The sequence below is a fragment of the Neisseria sicca genome (genome assembly GCF_003044565.1).
Taxonomy (GTDB): Bacteria; Pseudomonadota; Gammaproteobacteria; order Burkholderiales; family Neisseriaceae; genus Neisseria; species Neisseria sicca_A.
In genome coordinates, this window is the sequence record NZ_POXG01000001.1 from 570388 (window position 1) to 587356 (window position 16969).

The following is a 16969-nucleotide window of genomic DNA, read 5'->3' on the forward strand; positions in this document are numbered from 1 at the left end:
TTTAACTACCCAAATCCTTCAAAATATCTGCCAGTGCCTCATCACTAACCCCGCTATTGTCCGTTGCTGCCGCGTTGTTACCCGTGCCGCCCGTTGCCGGTTGTGTTGGAGCAGGAGTGGGCGTTGCTGCTGCGTTGTTACCCGTGCCGCCTGTTGCCGGTTGTGTTGGGGCAGGAGTGGGCGTTGCTGCTGCGTTGTTACCCGTGCCGCCAGTTGCCGGTTGTGTTGGGGCAGGATTGGGCGTTGCCGCCGTGTTGGCACCAGTGTCACCTGTTGCCGGTTGCGTCGGTGCTGGGTTACTTGCTCGATTTGCTTCAATTTTGGCAATAGCAGCAGAGACTGCTGCAGCGACAGCCTTATCTACCGCCGTATCCACGGCGGTATTGACCGCAGTTTCCAAGTTAGCATCAACAGCAACCTTGACTGCTTTGTCTAACTGCTTTTCTACTGCATCTTTAACTGCCTGACTAAGCTCCGAAGGCTTGACTGCCAAACGCTCCAAGAATTCCTCATAAGAGGTATCCCTTGAGATGGTGCCTTTCTCAATTGCCTCTTCATAAAGGCTTTGCCTACCATCCAAGATGACGGGCATCGTATCGACACTGTCGCCGGTGACGGTAATACCGCCTTTGATTTCGGCCATTCTTAAGCTCCTAAATTATTCTCAAGGGTTAAATTCCCCTCATAAACCACAGAGCGGATGCCCTTAACTTCAACCTGAACTTCATATCGCGCCCAACGCCATGTCCAAGCCGCCGTCTGCTCGGCTGTTAAAACCGTGCCGACGCCGCCGTCTGAATTGATTGTATTGGGCTTGACGGTCAATGGAACTTTGACTGCATCCCCGCTGGTTGGTGTAATGACCAATGTCGCCGAATCCAAATGTTTAAGAGATGGATGTACATAACCTTTCCGATCCACAATAACGAAGGTTATCGGCATAGTTGTGCCGCGCTTCACTGCAAAATCAACGCGGGCAGTCATTTCAACCCATCCGGCAAATGCGCGCGTTGCTTTTCGCGCAGGTAGGCCGCACGGCAATGGTCGTCCTGCCAAAAAAACAGTGTATTTATTACGCGATACGCCATTCGGGCAACGCGGGTCGGCTGTGCCGCCAACACTGCACCTCGATAGACACGGCTGCTGACGGTTTCGTCCGGACTGCCCGCAATCATGGCGTTGGCAAGCTGATCGGCGGCGATGGCGATATTTTTAAAATATGCTTTCATATCACGACCTTAAATCTAGGACTTACCGCACGGACCGCTTCGACGGTTTCGGCCATTTCTATTTGCTTTTCCATCGCCTGCCGTTGCCCTGCAACGGTTGCACACAATGCCTCATATGCAAGGGTTTTGCGCAGGGCGGCAGCCTTGAGTTCGACCGGGTCGATGCCGCGCGACGCGGCAATTTGGTCGAGTAGCGGCGTTTTGACATTGTTATCCGCCTGCCATGCGTGAGCCTCAGCCGCCTGCAGCGGCCAAGTACCCACCTCAAAGGCGGGCAGCTTGTCCATACCTGACTTTTCGGCAACGATGTCTTGAGCCGCATTGGCGATGTCGTTAAGAGCCATCGTCTTGACAAGATTGAGATAGCGTTGCTCCGCCTCCGCTTTTTTGGCTGGGTTCTCAACCCATTTATCGCCATCCCAGTCGCAGTATGGCGACGGTGGCGGCAGCAGGGTTAGGGTGTCCGGCAGCGCGCCGACTTTGAGTACGAGCATCTCCTCGCCGTCGTCTTTCTTATACGCAACCTTGCCGCGATGGTCTTCGACGAACTCCCACTTATCGCCCGTCCAGCGGGCGACATTATTGGCAGGGATTTCAGGCGGGGTGGTATTGATGCAGCCGCCCGGGATGATATAGCTGCCGTCGCGCGCCATAATGTCGAGATCGGCAGCCACCTGTCCGATATAAAGATTTTCGTCATCAAGTTGACAGACGGGTTTTGTCCATTGGATGTTTTGGGTCATTTTTTTTACCTTTCTAAACGGTTTAAGGCAGCTTATGCCTTGATGCATGCCAGCAGGGCGATATTTCTAGGGCGGGTTTCAATGCCGCCAGCCGGGTCGGTTTGGCCGACAGTGTCAATCGATACGGTTGACGTATTGCTACCCCTGTCGGTGTCGGACATGCTTTTGACACCGATGCCGTGGCTGTGACTTCGGAATTCATCTGCCTGCCATGAGCCTATGACACGTCCGTTGTCGACAGTTCGCCCGTCATCCCAACTCCTGATAAATTCACCGCGCAAATCCGGGAGATTAAAGGTAGTTCGTCCGTCGCCTGCGCCATAAGTGGTGCCGATGAGGGCGAATAAGTTGGCATAGACGGTGCGCGACACTGCCGCGCCGTTTGCTTTTAGCCAGCCAAAGGGGACGGTGGTATGGGCAAAATAGGCGATTGCACCTGTCGGGACGCCGACGTTAAAGGTTTGGGTGTCTACTTTGGCGACCAGTCCGGGCGTATCCCAGCCAATAGCAATCTGATGCGCCGTGCCGCCCAGCCCGATTGCGCCTCCGCGCTTGATTGAGTTGTCAAACGCCTTATTGAGCGCAAACGATGACGGGACGGTTGCAACCGTGTAGTCATCAGGGTTGTGGCTTACTTTGAGGGCGGTAATAATGTCTGACCCGTCGTACTGGAGCGTGCCATCATTCTTAAGCTGTATGCCCTTGTTTGTCTTTTTATTGCGGATGTAGCCGCCAGCGGCATCAGCGCCGATGTGAAGATAATTACCGGCATCAAACAATGCCTTGCTGTCGGATACGGTGATGCTTTTGTAAAAATTGGGGTCGTCCATGCGGGCTTTTACCCTGCCCAGCTCGTCATAAAGCCAGCGTGTACGGTTTGCCAGCTCCCGTGTCGGGCGGTTGTCGATACCGTTAGGGCCGCCCTGCACAGGGTCGGAGGTCTCCCATTGGTAAATGCCCGCCTCCCAGCGGCTTATCTCGCTTAAATTTGCCATCTATGCTGTCCCTCGATTAAACGTGCCGTCCCTTAATGCTTGTCCGTTGTGCCTCAAGGAGACGTGTTGGTAATCCAATGCCGCCAAAACACATCGGGCAGGTGCAAACGCCCGCAATGTGCGCCTAAGCAAGGCTGCCTGATCGTTGGTAATGGTATTGGTCATAATGATGCGGTAATGCGCCCAACGGTCTGTACGACCGTGTGTATAACTACCGTCACGGTGGATTTCGCCGTTGTGCAGCTTATTGCTTAAGCCCTCGACGATCTCGACCTCGCCGAACCCGAGACGGCGCACAATCTCGCGTATTGCCCAGGGTGTGCCTTTGTACCTGTGGAGCTGGTAGGCACCCTTGATGAGTTTGCGGCGGGTTTCATCGCTCTCGGCAAGCCAATAGCCGTCCTCGCCCAATATGCTTCGACTCTCCGCCAACAGTTCCAAATGTTCGGGCGCGACCAGCTCAGTCAAACGCGGCATCAGCTTGACCGCGTCAATGTCGCTCATCCTCAAGCCCAAATCGGCCAACATCCGATAACGTTGGTCGCGCTCGATAACGGAGGCATAACTCAGTGTTGCCATTGTTGCTACCCCTCTGCCGTTTCGGACGATGCCCGGATATTGACGGACGTACATCTTGCCCATTGGTCGGGCTTGACGACGGTTAGGGTCGGTTTTTTAAGGACTACGTTATAAACGCCAGCGACTTTTAAAACTGTTTGGATGTCTAAAGGCACAATATCCATGCCCAATTTTTCGCTTCGCGTTACTTCATACTCCGCCCATGCTTGTTTTGCTGCCGCCAAAACCTCGGCAGCATTAACCCCGGTATACAAAACCAGCTCTGCGTCCAGCGTATAGTCGATTGCTGTCGGAGCAGTTACGGTTACCGTGTCGCAAAGCGGACGGACGCGTTCTCCGGACAAAAACCTTTGCACCTCGCTCACCAACTCCGAAGACGGCAACCCGTTTTTGGTTAATAGCGTTACCCTTACTTGCCCCCCTATCGGGAGGCCGTCCGACCCCGTTAAATTGCCCACATGTACGTCGCAAATAGCAGGGCTGACACGGCGGGCAAAATACTCATAAGCCCCGACAGGGCCTGCAACGCTAAAGCTTTCGGGGGCAAGCAGGATGCGTTGGCGGTATGCCTCATCAGATTCTTCCGCCGCGCCGCCCGTCGGCACAGTAGTGTTGACGGCTGTAACGCCGTCAATCGGATTGATAAGCGTATTAACCTGCCCTGCGGCAAAACCATTACCGGACACGCCGGTTTGGAGGCAGATAGCCTCCAAATCCAAAGTACGGCTCGACGGCGAGAGCGTGCCGGATACAACCGTCCGAAACACGGTCGCCCCGGCGGCCACTTGAGTGCCTTGTACAATCAAAACAGGCTCCGCTTTGGCGGCAACCAACGTAAAACGGATGGTGCATCGGGCGGCAGAGGCCTCAAGCCGCGGGGTGTTGACGTCATCGCCGCACAAATCCAGCATCAACCCCGTTGCAAAACGCGGGTGCTGTTGGCGATAAGCTTCATTGAATGCTTTTCTCGCCAAAGTCTCGCGATAAGCGTAGGTATTGATGAGCAGCCGCTCGATGTGGGCGGGTTGCAGAGTTTTACCACTGCGGTTCTCATAGTCGGCAATGGTTTGTGCCAGCACTTCAGCGAGATCGTCTGGAACCACCTTAACCTCTTCCCGCTTAAGTTTGCTCAAATCCATACTGCCTGCTCCAAGATAATGTCTGTCGTATAAATCTCGCCCGCAACCTCATCTGAGACGCGCCAGTAAACCGTCATCGTCAGATGCGGCGCAGCGCCGCCGAAAATAATGTCTTCGACCACCACCCGCTTCTCCCACGTCTGTATTGCCAACATGGTCGAACGCACGATATTGGGGACAAACACATCTTCGGGGGTGTCCAGCCATTTGTAATGGTCGGAGCCGAAATCAGGACGGGTAACGTCCGCGCCTTTGCGGGTGGACAGGATATTGCGGATACATTGGTCGATGTCGTCCGCACCCTGAACCACGCCCGAACCTTCAGGTGCGAGCTGCCAGTGTTTTGAGATGGGCGCGGCGTAAAACATCAAAAAATCCCTGTATCGCTTATAGATACAGGGATTGTAGAGAAGGCCGTCTGAAACGCCTTTTAATGCGGTTTAATGATTTTTCGGCTCGCCGGTTTGTCCGCCTGAATCGCCGTCATGGATGTGCTTGCCGATATTGATGCCGTTGACGATAAGTTCGCCTTCAATGATGACTTTACCCTTAATATTCGCCGCCTCACCTCCGCCGGCATTACTGGCCGTCAAACCTGCGGTATAAGTCAACAGCCCTTTTACCGTCGCATTGCCCGTGATTTCTGTCTCCGGTGATTGGATGTCTACTTTTTTCGCCGCTTTTATTCGGACTTTACCCGGCGTCTCAACGACTACTTCGCCGCTACTGCGGTCATGTGAGATGACCGTGCCATTGGTAAACCGTTTGACCCATTTGTTTTGGTCGGATACCGGTGGCTTATCTGAGGCATTGTAAATCGCGCCGATAACGCAGCCGGTCTCACCCCGCACATCCAGCAGGCAGACAACCAGTTCGCCCACATCGGGGAGGCTGTAAAACCGGTTACCGCCCGCCGCAGGGGTCGCCATAGGTAGCCAGTCGGTTACCATGTCGTCGAGTACGGGAATTTTTACCCGCAAGCTGTGCGCCGCCGCATCAATCGCCGATACAATGCCAAATTGCATCGTTGCCGTAAAATCATGAGTGTTCATTGTTTTCCTCCTCGTCTGCGACATACTCCGTCATTTTGATCTCCAATTCGGTCGTCCATCCGCCGTGGCGCGTGAAATCATGTCTTGATTGCTTGACCAGATATTTACCTGAGAACTTGCCAAATCCTTTAAGCCGTACCATTTGACCTGCCACCAACAGCGCATTGCCAACCAGTGTAACGGTACCCGCACATTGGTCGTCCTGCGCATCTGCCAATTTGGCATCTGCCCTGGCATTTAATTGGGCGGTACTCTCCCCCTTATTAGGCACGATACGTAATGTATCGCCCGTACTGCCGTGTTTGGCTTTGCCGCGTCTTGATTTGCTGCTGCGGCTCGCCGACACGGTCTGTTTGGATTTAGGGTCGTAGCCTTTGACATCTACTTTAGACGGAACCCCCTTAATCAAATCGCGCAGGCGGATACGGATGATGTCCTCGGGCAGCAATACGGCAACGGCAGGACGCTGTTTTAGTTCGGTATTATCGGCAAATACCAGTTTGTTGCCGACGATTTTAAAGCTGTGGCCGTACTCCTGCGCCAAACGTGCCAAAAACTCGATGTCGCGCTCTTGGTACTGCGTAACACGTTTGATGGGGATGTTTTTGACCGTACCCGTTACCTCCAGCTTCAAACGGCCTGCCACCTGACGGACAATGGCGGCCAGAGTCGTGTTTTCATACGCCTTACCGCGCAAAGTGCGGCTAGACTTGGTAATCCCGGTCGATAGGGCCTTCAGGCTGACCGTCGACGGCGGATGGTTGTACTCAATCTCGGCAATCTCAAATTTGCCAAAAGACAACAGCCCGGTAAATTGGTCGCCCAGGCTCAAAGACAAAGCATCACCCTGTTCGGGATACCAATGACGCAGCCAGCGTCCGTCCGCATCCTCAAACTCAACCTGCAATTCGTCCGACTGCCCCTCAAGATAATCGGTATAGCTAAACGAAATCAGATAAGGCGCGACATCTGCCGTTATATCCTTGTCTTCGTAAGACAGGACAAAATCGGGCATGGTAACCGGATGAGTGCTGCCTCCGCCGTCAAGGCCTTTTGATTTTAAAAACGCACCTAACGCATCCACCACGGTAGCTCCTCTTGGTTGTTTTTCGGCTTAGTTTCGAGGACAGGGACAAAGACCGTTAGGCCGCCCGTAAACTCCTCCGCCAACGGCAAGTGAGGATTGGCCGCAATCAGGCCGTCAATCAACAGCGCATTGCCGTAATGCTTGTGCGCAATCAAATCCCAGCGGTCGCCGTCTTGGGTGGTGTAGCGTATTACCGCACTCATCATTTATCCTTTCTTGCCGCCAACCAGCCGGTCAAAGCCTGGGCAGCGGCAGAGCCGTTTGCCATCGCATCAGATGCCTCGGCAACACCTTCCCCGACAGCAGTCAGCCAGCCGCCGATGGAGCCGCTCTCATACCCGGCACGCAATGCACCGACGGCACCGCCCAGCCTGTTGGCCGCTTGCCCGGCCTGCAATGCAAATTCAGCCGCGCCTTTTATGTCGCCGAAAACCGCTGTTACCTCCGGCAAGGCATTGAGCCGTCCTAAAGTGCTGCCGCCAATATTGAGTGCGTCCCCTAACAGGTTTAATGCCCCTGACGGGTCGTTTTTCAGATTTTTGGCAGCCTGTATCAGATTCTGCATATCGCTGATACCCGCTTCAGCGGCACGGTAAATTTTCACACCTTTTTCCACCGCTGAAACCAATTTGCCCGCTTTTGCCTGCACGCTCTCCGGCAATAAGGATAGGAGCGGATTTTGACCGCCCGACTTGACGGCAGGAGTCGGGAGCGGATTATTCGGATCGCCGACAAACTGGGTCAACTCTACATCCAATTCCCGCGCCGCCGTCCGGCCTTGCGCGTCCTGAATCAACGTGCGCTCCGTCAACCGCTCAAGCACAAACCATCCGACAAAACGACCGCTGCCGTAAACCAAAGACACCGCCTGCTGCGCTTCCAAAGCCGACAGCAGACCCTTATAAGCCGTATCAGGATTGCCCAGCCGCCAATGCAACTTGAGAGAAAAACGCAGCGTCGTCAGTTCGTTTTGCAAGGCCTGCAGCCGCGGTCGGCCTTTTAAGACCTCATGTTTGGCGAAGTTCGCTGCATGTTCCATCTCCAGCGAAGTAAAACTGTTTAAAAGCTCAAAGCGCACATCACCTAACATCGCATACATCAATAAGCCCTCCGTGCTTTGTCTTCCATCATACGGCGGAACATTGCTTCAAATTCACGCAAACCCATCTGCAGCGCAGCCTCAATCTGCTGAGGATTACCGCCCGGCGCATTGATGGTCGGGTTGTAATTGATGGTCATCCCACCCGTTGACTGAGAGCTGCGTGCATCCGCAAATGCAGCGCGGCCAGATGATATCCGCGCCGCCATTTGTCCCATATGGTTTGCAAACCCGCTTTTCAGACGACCAGCCGTATTGGCCACCGAAGTGATTGGGCGTGACGCGCCTTTGTCTAAACCTATTTGCAGCCCCTCCATCATCCATCCACCGAAACGGCGGAAAACACGGCTGGGCGAATGAATGCCCATTACACCGGCAAAAGTTTGCTTGAGAGATGCGGCCTGTTGTGCAAACCAAGTTTTGACCGATTCAATTTTTGATTTGAGACCGTTCCACAGCCCCTGGATGATATTGGCACCAAACTGGGTAAAGCTGGACGGCAACTGTACGCCGAACCAAGACATAACAGAGGCAAACGACTGATAAAACAACCCTAACGGCGACCAGTTGATAATCTGCGCTGAGATATTGCCTATGCCGCTATTGAAAAATGCCTTGATGCGTTCCCAACATGCACCGAAAAAAGAGGCTATGGAATTAACTACGCCGCTGATGAAATTACTTAAATCTTGCCACAATGCTTTTGCACCACCGACTACACCATCCCAGTTTTTATAAAGCATATAAGCGGCAACACCAAGAAGTGCTAAAGCAATGCCAATAGGCGACATTAATAAAAACCTACCCAGACTCATCAGACCACTACCTAACAGTGTTGCCGCCGTTTTTACTACACCGAAAATACGGGCCAGCGCACCAATGCATGATTTAAACCTGATAACAGTGGCAAGCCAGTCAACGCCGAGCAAGGCTTTTGCAAGCCTGAACGACACCATCAACCCGGACAACTCATTCCCTACAAAACGGAACATTAGCCCACCGACCTTCAACGCCGCAAACCCTGCCGCAAGATGCACGAGTGCGGATACAACTTCGGGATTTTTTGATGCCCAATCTGCAAAACTGTTTATAATCGGGCGGATGGTCGTCATCAGCTGATTGAGCGCGGGCAACAATACACTGCCCGCTGTGATACCGATTTCCGTCAAACTATTTTTAAAGATTTGCCAGTTGTTTGCTGTCGTGGCAGACCTGGCGGCAAACTCTTTATCCATACTGCCGATAAACGCAGGTTTACCGTCTTTTGAGGTTTTTTTGAGTTCATTGATTGATTTCTTATAGGTCTCCAACCCGCTAACCAATACCGCGACATCATCGGCATATTCCAGGCCGAACAAATCAACCAGTGCGCCCATTTGGTTTTCTTTAGGCAGTTTTCCGACCTGTTTCAAAAAGTCCATCAACGCCTGCTCGCCGTTTTCCTTGATGGCTTTCTTCAAATCTTTTGATTCCATCCCCATATTTTTCAGGGCTTTTTGGAATTTCGCTCCTTGCTTATCCGCAGTCATCAATTTGGTCAAAATACCGTTAATTGCCGTACCGGCGATTTCAGGCGTTTTGCCTAGGCTGATAAACGCATTGGATAAAGAGGTCGTCTGAATTTCGGTCAATCCAAATTGTTTGGCAACGCCACCCACTCGACCGAGCGTATTAATAATATCGCCCGCCTTGGCAGGGCTTGAGTTGGACAAATGATTGACTGCATCGCCCAGTTTGCCGATTTGGTCGATTGGTATCTGATAGACATTGGCAAGTTTTGCCATGCTGTCACCTGCCTGATCGGCAGCCATATCGAACGCTACCGACATCTTGGCGATGGTCTCTGTGAATTTAGGCAAGTCTTTGCGCGCCACGCCCAGCTGACCGCCTGATGCAGTGATTTTTGCCAGCTCTGTCCCTGCCATAGGGATAGTGCGTGTCAGGCGCAAAATGTCCTGTTCCATTTCCTTAAACTGCTTGGGCGTATCAAAATCAACGACCTTTTTGACATCTGCCATTGCCGATTCAAATTCGACGGCCAGTTTCACCGGGAATGCCACCACCGCCACAGCTCCGGCTGCTCCCCAAAATTCGTCTTTGATCGCGCGGCGGCGGTCGTAATGAGCCTGTTTCTGCTGCTGCAAATCAGCAACGAGGCTGCGTTTGCGGTTAATTTTGGCGATAGTCTGACCAAGCTGGTCATATTCTCGTCTAAGTTCGCCAACACGTTTGCGGCTCATCCGTAGAGGATTTTGCAACGTTTCGCCAAGCAGGCTTTGCCGTGCCGCCAGACCTTTGACTGTTTTATCCAAAACGTCCAAAGACGACTTGACTGATTTGATACCGGCAACTGCACCACCGACCGATGCGCCGATGGTAATGCCTAAAGAAAAACCGCTTGCCATATGACTGCCTGCAATTTAGAATTTGTTCAAGAAAAGAAAGGGATGGCCATGTATATCAACAGCAAATATGAAACTGTGTTTGACCGCGTCAGCGACCTGGCGGCAAAAGGTCTGTTTGCCATTTATATGCTGGGCATTGCTTGGGCTGTTATAACTAATACGCCTGCCGACCTTGCCGTCATGTTGCCCGTTCTGCTGCTGGCATGTTTTTTAGGGGCAATAGCTTGGTTGCTTGTCGGATTCATTCCGACATTTATTGTCGGAGTGCTGGTTGGAGGTTTATCGGCTGCAACAATATTTATTAAAGACAAAATCAAAAGCCGCACCGCGAACGGCACGGCTCTGAAATTCTAAATCCCGCCTCTTCGATAACCCGCCTTCATTTGGCGGGTTGCTTCTTTCTGCCAGTCTTCAAATTCGTCCAGCGGCAGCGTATAAACCTCATCTACGCTCCAACCGAACCACCATGCCAAATCAGCAGCGGCAGACAGCAACTGCCGCTGCGCTTCAGACTTTGAAAGAGGTGGACTATTTGTCTTGGTCGGATTCCGTGAATCGGCGAAACGTTTCCTGCAACTGTTTCCAGTCCACCAAGTCCAAACAATCCAGGTCTTCTGGAATCATGCCTGTCATGCGGGCAAACAGGGCCAGCTCCTGCTCCGCCTCATTCGTTAGATGCGAGACGGCGCGCAAATCACCCACACACAGACGGCGGACGGTTACCTGATCCAACATCTGACCCGTCGCCAGTCTGACCGGATATTTCAGTTTCACAACGGTATTTACACCCAAATCTTCTTGCAACTGCTTGGCTTCATTCATTTTCCATCTCCAAAACGTTTATAAAAATAAAAAATCACCGTATCGGTAAAGATACGGTGATTGTGTCAAAGGTCGTCTGAAACGGCTTTTAATCCGATTTAAAGATTAAGCACCAATGTTTTTACGCATTTGGTTCAAAACGTCCTGACCGTCCACGCGGTAGATGTTTTTGAAAGCGTTGTAGTACAGCACTTCGCGACCACCGACGACTTGGCGGACTTCTGTTGCCTGGTAGGTTGAGCTGAATTCCGCCTTTTCCTTCGGCTTGTAGCCACCTAAAGCGTTTTTTGAAAACATCGCTGTTACCGTGGTAACAATAGGAACTTCTTCCGCCAAACCTGCTGCATTAAAGGTTTGCAGGTTACCGCGTACCATCAGTTGCACGGCCTTGAATGGGTTGGATGCCTTTTTCGCCACCTCGGGATAAAAGCTGTTCCAAGTAACTTCGCCTTCCAGTGCCTCAACGCCGTTTGGCAGTTTGATGGTACCGACCATACCCAGACCGGTATGGTCGTCCTGACCAAACTCAAACTCAGGCAGCTTAAACTCGGAAGCATTACCCAAAAGGCTGTTACCGTCGATATAGATGTTGGCATTGTAGATTGCATTGATTGCAGACATATTTCTTCCTTTTCAGACGACCTTAGTTAGCCGATACCAGATTGACAAGATACTTGCGGGTCATCACGCTGGCATTGGTCAGACGCTCGGCTGGCAGTTTAGGCGTGTAGTCGTAAACAATCGGAACTTGGCCCTTACTGAACGCATCCGGAAGGTCGTAGTCATAGTCCAAACCAACCGAGAAACCCACGATGGAGGGCAGCGTACCCAAATAAGTACGAACCGTCTCAATCAAACTGTCGATTAACGCATCATCAATCGGTTTGTCGACATATTGCAGCTCAGCACGACGGATAGACTCGTCAATAATGTCGCCGGTGCGTTGTGCCACTTCGAAATTTTTAATATGCGATGTAGTCGGGAAGCAGGCAAGGCGGTTGCCCCACATACGATAGCCCGTACCATAGCTGTTGAATACAGTCGTAATACCTTTTTCATTCAGACGGTTGGTTTCGGACTGTGGATCGTCCGCACGGGCGGTCAGACCGATTTCCACACCCGTTACGCCCAAGAGCTCGCGGTTGGAGATGCTGAACCAGTAGCCCTGTTCCACATCGGTTTTCATTCGCAGACCTGCGGCGTGGGTGGCAAGGTTTTCAAGACCGAGCAAACCGACGACATATGGATAAAAGAGCTGGCAGCGGTCGGACGATGTCTGAAAATTAATCGTACCCAACGGACCACGACCTTCGAGAGCTTTGCTCAGGCTCGTACCTTGCGGAGCAGCCACATAAGCAATGGCCTTCAGCTTGCCCGCAATGACTTCCATCGCCGCGCGCACATTGGCATGGCGATCAAAATCAGGCGCAATAATGATTTTGGCGTCCGCGCCTTGGCGGTTGAATCCTTCCGTCAGCAGCTCTAATCCGGTCCGTTTGCCTGTAGCGGCAACGTAAGCACCAATGATGTCGGCAGCCTGAACCTTGGTCGGGTCGGTATAGGTATAACTGATTTTGGGCGAGTTAGGTTTGGTTTTGTAGGTAATCTCACCTGTCAGGGTGTTGATGGTGTAGTGCGTGTTTTCGGTCAGCGTATTGCCGCCGTCCGTCAGTGTGTAGCCGCTTTGCAGAGCAGGCTTGGCAGTTTTGGCCGTCAAGGTGTCAGGATCAACCGTCAATACTTCGTTGCTGACGCTTGTCTTATGTTTGGCTGGGTCGCAAACATTGACGACATAGGCGACACCGCTGCCGTAGCGCGTCCAAATGTGTGCGGCATCCGGCAGGGTAAAGCCTTGAGCGGTCAGCTCACCGCCGAATTGGCCAAAGTCTTTCTTCGTTTGACATACCGTCAGCTCATTGACCGCTCCGACCGGCGCAGTGCCGATTATGGCGGTAATTGCGCCGTCAACGGTATAGACGGGATTGGAGCCGCCGTCGATGCGGATGGTCTCCGTGCCGTGATGGTAGGCTGCTGCCATTATGGATACTCCTATTTTTTAGGTTTTAAATTGGGGTTGAGGTCTTGGTCGGGGCGGCGGTAGTGGGCAGCGATGAAAAGCGGGCGTTTTTCTTTGCGGCAGACTTCGACCTGCTGGGTTTCGGTCTGCAAAACCAGCTGATACTGCCATGCACCCGCATCCTCGGCCAAAAACTCCTCGCTGATAAGGTGGCAGGGCTGGCAGTTCGGCGGTGCGAAACCAACCATAGCAAGACGTGTCTCATCCAAGATGGCCAAAGTGCCGTCATCCGCATTAAGGCTGCTGCCAAAGATGGTCAGCATCAGCCTGACATCGCGCTGCTGCGCAATACGACCGAGCTGCTCGATTTCGCCAAATTTGCTGCCGCCGTAGCCGACCAAGATTGCCCCGACGGGATGGATAAATTGGTATTCGGACGGACGCTCGGGGAAAGCCTCAACGTTGACCCACGGGATAGCGGCCTGCAAATGCTCTACTACCGCATCAATAATCGGACGTGTCGCGCTCATCAGTAGCCTCCCAAATCCATTTTGTCGCGCACTCGGACGTGATATGCGCCCGGCTCAGGTTGCGACAGCTTGTCCAATGTGGCGATACCGATATGGATTTTGCCGTCGCGGATAGACTCAAGTGTTTTAATCGTCGTGTTGTAGGCGGTTTCCAGCGGTTTCGGAAAGTCGGCGCGGTTGATTCGGCGGCTGTGCAAAAAATGGCGGGCAATGTTGATGCATAAAGGCTGCAACACCGTCGGCGTTTCCGCCAAAGGCAGCACATATCTGCCACGCAGGTATCCGTCCACCAAATCGCAGGCATAACGCACTGCCGCATCAATGACCTGAGCGTCGGGTTCCGTCCCGCGCGCATTGTCGTTGGTCAGTTGCACCAACTCCATTTTGCCCATCGCAGCCGTCAAATCATCCGCGCCGATATACATGGCTTACTCCGCCTCTTCGGCTGCTGCCGGTTTTTTACCGCGTTTCGGCTTTTCAACTTCGCCCGCAGTACCTGCATCATCTGACGGCGTATCTTCGGACGGTGGGGTGTCATTTTGTTGCGCATCCAGTTCTTCGCCGGTTGTCAGTGTCGGGGTAACGTGTGCCGCGACTGATTCGTACTGTTCCGGCGTTAATTCGACCGCTTCGCCAGCTTCGACGCGAAATTGGTTGCCTTGGGTGTTTTCCAAAATCAACGGAGTGTTTGCGATATAAACTTTAGCCATGATCAGCCTTTCAAAAATACTTGGATGACTTCGCCCGCCGCCGTTGCCGCAGAGCGCGCCGTACCGGCAATCTTGGCATTACCTGCCGCTTTGACTGCCGCGCCTTGTGCATCGGCTGCCACTTCATCGCCGACGGCAATCGTGCCGCCTGCCTCGACCAAGGCAATGCCCAATACATCGACAGCCAACATTTCGCCCGCATCCGCATCCAAAGTAGCAGTACCCAGCACTTTCACACCGGCGGCTGCCTGTTTGCCTGCGAAATCCACAAAGCGGTTTTTGACCACCTTGCCTGATGTTTTGACCGTGGTTACCAAGACCACTTGTTTCGTTTGTGCCATTTTTCTCTCCACAGGTCGTCTGAAGCCTTTCAGACGACCTTTTACTTATCAAGCAACCGCGTTTTCGAACAGGAAACCGCATGCACCGCCGACCACCGCCGCTTTGCGGATGTCGGTATAGCGCGCGTATTCCACCTTGCCGCCGACTTCTTCGTAGCGGTCGACTACCGGCATACCGCGACGGCGGAAGGTATAACCGAAGCTCGGCTCACCCTCGTCATTGCCGCCGGAAGCCGTATGCGGACGCACAATCAGGCTGGCGAATTTGCCCCAAATATCTTGGGTGGCCTTATTGGCGGCAGGCGTAGATACCGCCTCGCCGACGATGATGTCGTCCAGCTCCAGCAGATTTTTCAGCTGCTCGACCGTGAGCAGGGACTTGCGTTCGTTTGCACCCAGCGCACCGATGAGCTTCTCGTGGCGTTTCAATGCCGCCAACACGCTTGCACCGACCACCAGCACCGACGGGCGTACACCGCAGCCGGCACGCACCGTTTCGCGGGCGGTTTCGATGTCTGCCAACGGATCAGAGTTTTTATCGCTCCATTTTTGGGTGGCGGCCAAGTCTTTGCTGAAACCGGACTGATAAGCCGATTTGTTTTGCAGGAGGGCGGCAGTTTCGATTTCCTGACGCAGCTGTACGCCCTTGACCGCACGGCGTGTTGCCTTGGCGCGCTCGTCGTATATGGATTCTGCTTGTTCGCGGTAATCCACACCGGCGGCCAAATCATGCTCTTCCAACACGACCGGCATAAAGCTTGGCGAGTCCAGCGTAATCACATTCGATGCCGCACCGACCGCACGTTCGGTCTGATACTCGACAAACGAACCCTTGCCGAACACCGGCACACGAACGCCTTCTTTTTCAGTAAACACCACCGGGAAGATTTTCTCGGCAATAAAATCCGCCTGCTTGTAGCCCAGTGCGAGATTGGTCAAAACCGGATCAAGCTGGCCGCGCAGGCCGCGCAAATGAGATGCACTCATGTTTTATCCTTTTTTAGGTCAAATGCGACGACATCGTCGCATTTGACGGGTTGATGATTTAAGCAATAGTACGGCGGGCAGCCTCTTCGTAAGGGATACCTTCCTTCGCCGCCAATGCCAATGCACGTTGGTGATGGCTCAAGGCTTCCGGGTCCGACGCTTCGGCAAAGTCTGCCGCCAATCCCGACGGCGTTTCACCTTTAGCCATCTCGCCGCCCTGAATCTGCTTGGGCAGCACGGCAGTAAAAAACGCACGCAGCGCAGCAGACAAAGGCTGCTTCTTACTGCCTTCGCCGAAGTCGGCAGTTACGTCGTCAGGGTATTCGGCAAAATCCAAAACCTTGACGACCAAATCCTTGTCGGCAGGTTTCAGACGACCTTCTTTAACCAAGCTTTCAGCAAATTCGGCATTCTGCTCATGCGCACCATCGCGCAGGGCGGTATGCTGCTCGTCTTGCAGCTTTTTCAATTCCGCTTGCGATTCGGCGGCCTTCTTCTCGGCAGCTTCGCGGGCGGCCTTTTCGGCTGCAAGCTCTTGTTCCAGCGACATAGGGGTCTCCTTGTTTTCATGGTTTTCTGGGGGTGGGGGTGATTCGGTAAATTCGGCAGGCGCATGGGTTTGAGGCACGGCAGCCAATTCTTTAATTGCCTCAATTTGCCAGTCAGGCAGCACTTTATCGGCTTCTTCCAGACCGAAACGGCCGATAAACCAGTCTCTGAAACGGCTTAATAACGAGGCTGTCTGAAGGTGTGCGTCTTCGGCAAACTCGACATAAACTTCGCCCTCGGCAAAACTGATGGCGGACAAACCCTTGACTGCGGGCGGTTGCGCGCCCAAAAAGCCGACATGGCGTAGCGTCCAAACACCCGGTTTAGGATTGTTCGGGCTGGTTGGCGGGTAAAAACTTGCCGACACTTTTTTATATCGTCCGGCTTTAACCAAATCCGCAAAGCCTTCATCAACTTGGGCAAAGTCCGCCGTCAGCACGCCGTTTTGCACACCAAGCGACTTGACCCAGCCGTAGGCGGGCGCATCTGCCTTGGGATGCCCGACCACAATAGGAGCCTCATGCACCTTCGGGTCATATGCTTGGGCAGCGGCAGCAAGGTCGGCCTCGGTAATCGTTACCGTATTGCCGTTTGCATCGGTACGCGTCCCTGCACGGAAAATTTCGTAAGACATAAAAAAGCCTCATCGGATGAATGAGGCTATTGTGGCAAAGGCCGTCTGAAA

Annotated in this window: 24 protein-coding genes; 1 reads left to right on the top strand and 23 read right to left on the bottom strand. The window is 53.2% G+C overall.

Features of this window, described 5'->3' with window-relative positions; all coding sequences use genetic code 11:
• Position 1: 1 nt before the first annotated feature.
• The 13 genes from DBZ16_RS03050 to DBZ16_RS03110 form a co-directional block, all read right to left on the bottom strand.
• Positions 2–643 (bottom strand): hypothetical protein, encoded by a 642-nt coding sequence (locus tag DBZ16_RS03050; RefSeq protein WP_107812880.1) that lies wholly within the window; start codon positions 641–643, stop codon positions 2–4.
• Positions 644–645: 2 nt separating this feature from the next.
• Positions 646–984: a hypothetical protein gene (locus tag DBZ16_RS03055; RefSeq protein WP_107812881.1), complete on the bottom strand. Its 339-nt coding sequence runs from the start codon at positions 982–984 to the stop codon at positions 646–648.
• Positions 981–1229: a DNA helicase UvrD gene (locus tag DBZ16_RS03060; RefSeq protein ID WP_107812882.1), complete on the bottom strand. Its 249-nt coding sequence runs from the start codon at positions 1227–1229 to the stop codon at positions 981–983. Before DBZ16_RS03060 ends, DBZ16_RS03055 begins: the two co-directional genes overlap by 4 nt.
• Complete coding sequence (locus DBZ16_RS03065; protein WP_107812883.1) at positions 1226–1972, bottom strand: hypothetical protein; 747 nt, start codon at positions 1970–1972, stop codon at positions 1226–1228. Before DBZ16_RS03065 ends, DBZ16_RS03060 begins: the two co-directional genes overlap by 4 nt.
• Positions 1973–2004: 32 nt before the next feature.
• Complete coding sequence (locus DBZ16_RS03070; RefSeq protein ID WP_107812884.1) at positions 2005–2967, bottom strand: phage tail protein; 963 nt, start codon at positions 2965–2967, stop codon at positions 2005–2007.
• Entirely contained in the window at positions 2968–3546 is a 579-nt protein-coding gene (locus DBZ16_RS03075) for a phage tail protein (protein WP_107812885.1), read from the bottom strand.
• Positions 3547–3551: 5 nt separating this feature from the next.
• On the bottom strand, positions 3552–4685 hold the full coding sequence (locus DBZ16_RS03080; RefSeq protein WP_070870244.1) for a baseplate assembly protein: 1134 nt from the start codon (positions 4683–4685) through the stop codon (positions 3552–3554).
• Positions 4676–5053, bottom strand: a complete 378-nt coding sequence (locus tag DBZ16_RS03085; protein ID WP_070870245.1) for a GPW/gp25 family protein — start codon at positions 5051–5053, stop codon at positions 4676–4678. The genes DBZ16_RS03080 and DBZ16_RS03085 overlap by 10 nt, the downstream gene beginning before the upstream one ends.
• Positions 5054–5125: 72 nt before the next feature.
• Positions 5126–5737, bottom strand: a complete 612-nt coding sequence (locus DBZ16_RS03090) for a phage baseplate assembly protein V (protein WP_070870246.1) — start codon at positions 5735–5737, stop codon at positions 5126–5128.
• Positions 5724–6821, bottom strand: a complete 1098-nt coding sequence (locus DBZ16_RS03095; protein ID WP_070870343.1) for a phage late control D family protein — start codon at positions 6819–6821, stop codon at positions 5724–5726. Before DBZ16_RS03095 ends, DBZ16_RS03090 begins: the two co-directional genes overlap by 14 nt.
• Positions 6809–7030: a tail protein X gene (locus DBZ16_RS03100; RefSeq protein ID WP_070870247.1), complete on the bottom strand. Its 222-nt coding sequence runs from the start codon at positions 7028–7030 to the stop codon at positions 6809–6811. The genes DBZ16_RS03095 and DBZ16_RS03100 overlap by 13 nt, the downstream gene beginning before the upstream one ends.
• Positions 7027–7923, bottom strand: a complete 897-nt coding sequence (locus DBZ16_RS03105; RefSeq protein WP_107812886.1) for a phage tail protein — start codon at positions 7921–7923, stop codon at positions 7027–7029. The genes DBZ16_RS03100 and DBZ16_RS03105 overlap by 4 nt, the downstream gene beginning before the upstream one ends.
• Positions 7923–10235 carry a phage tail tape measure protein gene (locus DBZ16_RS03110; protein WP_240600181.1) on the bottom strand — a complete coding sequence of 771 codons (2313 nt, stop codon included), beginning with the start codon at positions 10233–10235 and terminating at the stop codon, positions 7923–7925. The genes DBZ16_RS03105 and DBZ16_RS03110 overlap by 1 nt, the downstream gene beginning before the upstream one ends.
• Positions 10236–10328: 93 nt before the next feature.
• On the opposite strand from DBZ16_RS03110, the gene DBZ16_RS03115 reads away from it, so the two are divergent.
• Positions 10329–10682, top strand: a complete 354-nt coding sequence (locus tag DBZ16_RS03115) for a trehalose-6-phosphate synthase (protein ID WP_107812888.1) — start codon at positions 10329–10331, stop codon at positions 10680–10682.
• Here DBZ16_RS03115 and DBZ16_RS03120 read toward each other — a convergent pair.
• The 10 genes from DBZ16_RS03120 to DBZ16_RS03165 all read right to left on the bottom strand — a co-directional run bounded on the left by DBZ16_RS03120 (position 10679) and on the right by DBZ16_RS03165 (position 16918).
• On the bottom strand, positions 10679–10822 hold the full coding sequence (locus tag DBZ16_RS03120) for a GpE family phage tail protein (protein WP_042508297.1): 144 nt from the start codon (positions 10820–10822) through the stop codon (positions 10679–10681). The two genes, DBZ16_RS03115 and DBZ16_RS03120, sit on opposite strands and share 4 nt — an antisense overlap.
• A gap of 34 nt (positions 10823–10856) precedes the next feature.
• On the bottom strand, positions 10857–11150 hold the full coding sequence (locus tag DBZ16_RS03125) for a phage tail assembly protein (RefSeq protein WP_107812889.1): 294 nt from the start codon (positions 11148–11150) through the stop codon (positions 10857–10859).
• 105 nt (positions 11151–11255) lie between these two features.
• Positions 11256–11771: a phage major tail tube protein gene (locus DBZ16_RS03130; protein ID WP_107812890.1), complete on the bottom strand. Its 516-nt coding sequence runs from the start codon at positions 11769–11771 to the stop codon at positions 11256–11258.
• A gap of 22 nt (positions 11772–11793) precedes the next feature.
• Positions 11794–13188 (bottom strand): phage tail sheath family protein, encoded by a 1395-nt coding sequence (locus tag DBZ16_RS03135; protein WP_107812891.1) that lies wholly within the window; start codon positions 13186–13188, stop codon positions 11794–11796.
• Between the two features lie 11 nt (positions 13189–13199).
• Positions 13200–13697 carry a Gp37 family protein gene (locus DBZ16_RS03140; RefSeq protein WP_107812892.1) on the bottom strand — a complete coding sequence of 166 codons (498 nt, stop codon included), beginning with the start codon at positions 13695–13697 and terminating at the stop codon, positions 13200–13202.
• Positions 13697–14122, bottom strand: coding sequence for a gp436 family protein (locus tag DBZ16_RS03145; RefSeq protein WP_107812893.1), 426 nt, complete (start codon positions 14120–14122; stop codon positions 13697–13699). The genes DBZ16_RS03140 and DBZ16_RS03145 overlap by 1 nt, the downstream gene beginning before the upstream one ends.
• A 3-nt stretch (positions 14123–14125) precedes the next feature.
• Positions 14126–14407 carry a hypothetical protein gene (locus tag DBZ16_RS03150; RefSeq protein ID WP_107812894.1) on the bottom strand — a complete coding sequence of 94 codons (282 nt, stop codon included), beginning with the start codon at positions 14405–14407 and terminating at the stop codon, positions 14126–14128.
• Between the two features lie 2 nt (positions 14408–14409).
• A complete protein-coding gene (locus DBZ16_RS03155) occupies positions 14410–14748 on the bottom strand; it encodes a capsid cement protein (protein ID WP_039405103.1) in 339 nt (112 codons plus the stop codon).
• Positions 14749–14796: 48 nt separating this feature from the next.
• A complete protein-coding gene (locus DBZ16_RS03160) occupies positions 14797–15735 on the bottom strand; it encodes a major capsid protein (protein ID WP_107812895.1) in 939 nt (312 codons plus the stop codon).
• 58 nt (positions 15736–15793) lie between these two features.
• Entirely contained in the window at positions 15794–16918 is a 1125-nt protein-coding gene (locus DBZ16_RS03165; RefSeq protein WP_107812896.1) for a 2-oxoacid:acceptor oxidoreductase, read from the bottom strand.
• Positions 16919–16969 lie beyond the last annotated feature (51 nt).

Excerpts from the sequence above, each read along its gene's own strand:
- DBZ16_RS03090 (WP_070870246.1), bottom strand. The coding sequence starts at position 5,737 with ATGAACACTCATGATTTTACGGCAACGATGCAATTTGGCATTGTATCG.
- DBZ16_RS03055 (WP_107812881.1), bottom strand. The coding sequence starts at position 984 with ATGACTGCCCGCGTTGATTTTGCAGTGAAGCGCGGCACAACTATGCCG.
- DBZ16_RS03150 (WP_107812894.1), bottom strand. The coding sequence starts at position 14,407 with ATGGCTAAAGTTTATATCGCAAACACTCCGTTGATTTTGGAAAACACC.
- DBZ16_RS03085 (WP_070870245.1), bottom strand. The coding sequence starts at position 5,053 with ATGTTTTACGCCGCGCCCATCTCAAAACACTGGCAGCTCGCACCTGAA.
- DBZ16_RS03065 (WP_107812883.1), bottom strand. The coding sequence starts at position 1,972 with ATGACCCAAAACATCCAATGGACAAAACCCGTCTGTCAACTTGATGAC.
- DBZ16_RS03140 (WP_107812892.1), bottom strand. The coding sequence starts at position 13,697 with ATGAGCGCGACACGTCCGATTATTGATGCGGTAGTAGAGCATTTGCAG.
- DBZ16_RS03160 (WP_107812895.1), bottom strand. The coding sequence starts at position 15,735 with ATGAGTGCATCTCATTTGCGCGGCCTGCGCGGCCAGCTTGATCCGGTT.
- DBZ16_RS03100 (WP_070870247.1), bottom strand. The coding sequence starts at position 7,030 with ATGATGAGTGCGGTAATACGCTACACCACCCAAGACGGCGACCGCTGG.
- DBZ16_RS03155 (WP_039405103.1), bottom strand. The coding sequence starts at position 14,748 with ATGGCACAAACGAAACAAGTGGTCTTGGTAACCACGGTCAAAACATCA.
- DBZ16_RS03115 (WP_107812888.1), top strand. The coding sequence starts at position 10,329 with ATGACTGCCTGCAATTTAGAATTTGTTCAAGAAAAGAAAGGGATGGCC.
- DBZ16_RS03165 (WP_107812896.1), bottom strand. The coding sequence starts at position 16,918 with ATGTCTTACGAAATTTTCCGTGCAGGGACGCGTACCGATGCAAACGGC.
- DBZ16_RS03135 (WP_107812891.1), bottom strand. The coding sequence starts at position 13,188 with ATGGCAGCAGCCTACCATCACGGCACGGAGACCATCCGCATCGACGGC.
- DBZ16_RS03070 (WP_107812884.1), bottom strand. The coding sequence starts at position 2,967 with ATGGCAAATTTAAGCGAGATAAGCCGCTGGGAGGCGGGCATTTACCAA.
- DBZ16_RS03060 (WP_107812882.1), bottom strand. The coding sequence starts at position 1,229 with ATGAAAGCATATTTTAAAAATATCGCCATCGCCGCCGATCAGCTTGCC.
- DBZ16_RS03130 (WP_107812890.1), bottom strand. The coding sequence starts at position 11,771 with ATGTCTGCAATCAATGCAATCTACAATGCCAACATCTATATCGACGGT.
- DBZ16_RS03075 (WP_107812885.1), bottom strand. The coding sequence starts at position 3,546 with ATGGCAACACTGAGTTATGCCTCCGTTATCGAGCGCGACCAACGTTAT.
- DBZ16_RS03080 (WP_070870244.1), bottom strand. The coding sequence starts at position 4,685 with ATGGATTTGAGCAAACTTAAGCGGGAAGAGGTTAAGGTGGTTCCAGAC.
- DBZ16_RS03125 (WP_107812889.1), bottom strand. The coding sequence starts at position 11,150 with ATGAATGAAGCCAAGCAGTTGCAAGAAGATTTGGGTGTAAATACCGTT.
- DBZ16_RS03145 (WP_107812893.1), bottom strand. The coding sequence starts at position 14,122 with ATGTATATCGGCGCGGATGATTTGACGGCTGCGATGGGCAAAATGGAG.
- DBZ16_RS03050 (WP_107812880.1), bottom strand. The coding sequence starts at position 643 with ATGGCCGAAATCAAAGGCGGTATTACCGTCACCGGCGACAGTGTCGAT.
- DBZ16_RS03105 (WP_107812886.1), bottom strand. The coding sequence starts at position 7,923 with ATGTATGCGATGTTAGGTGATGTGCGCTTTGAGCTTTTAAACAGTTTT.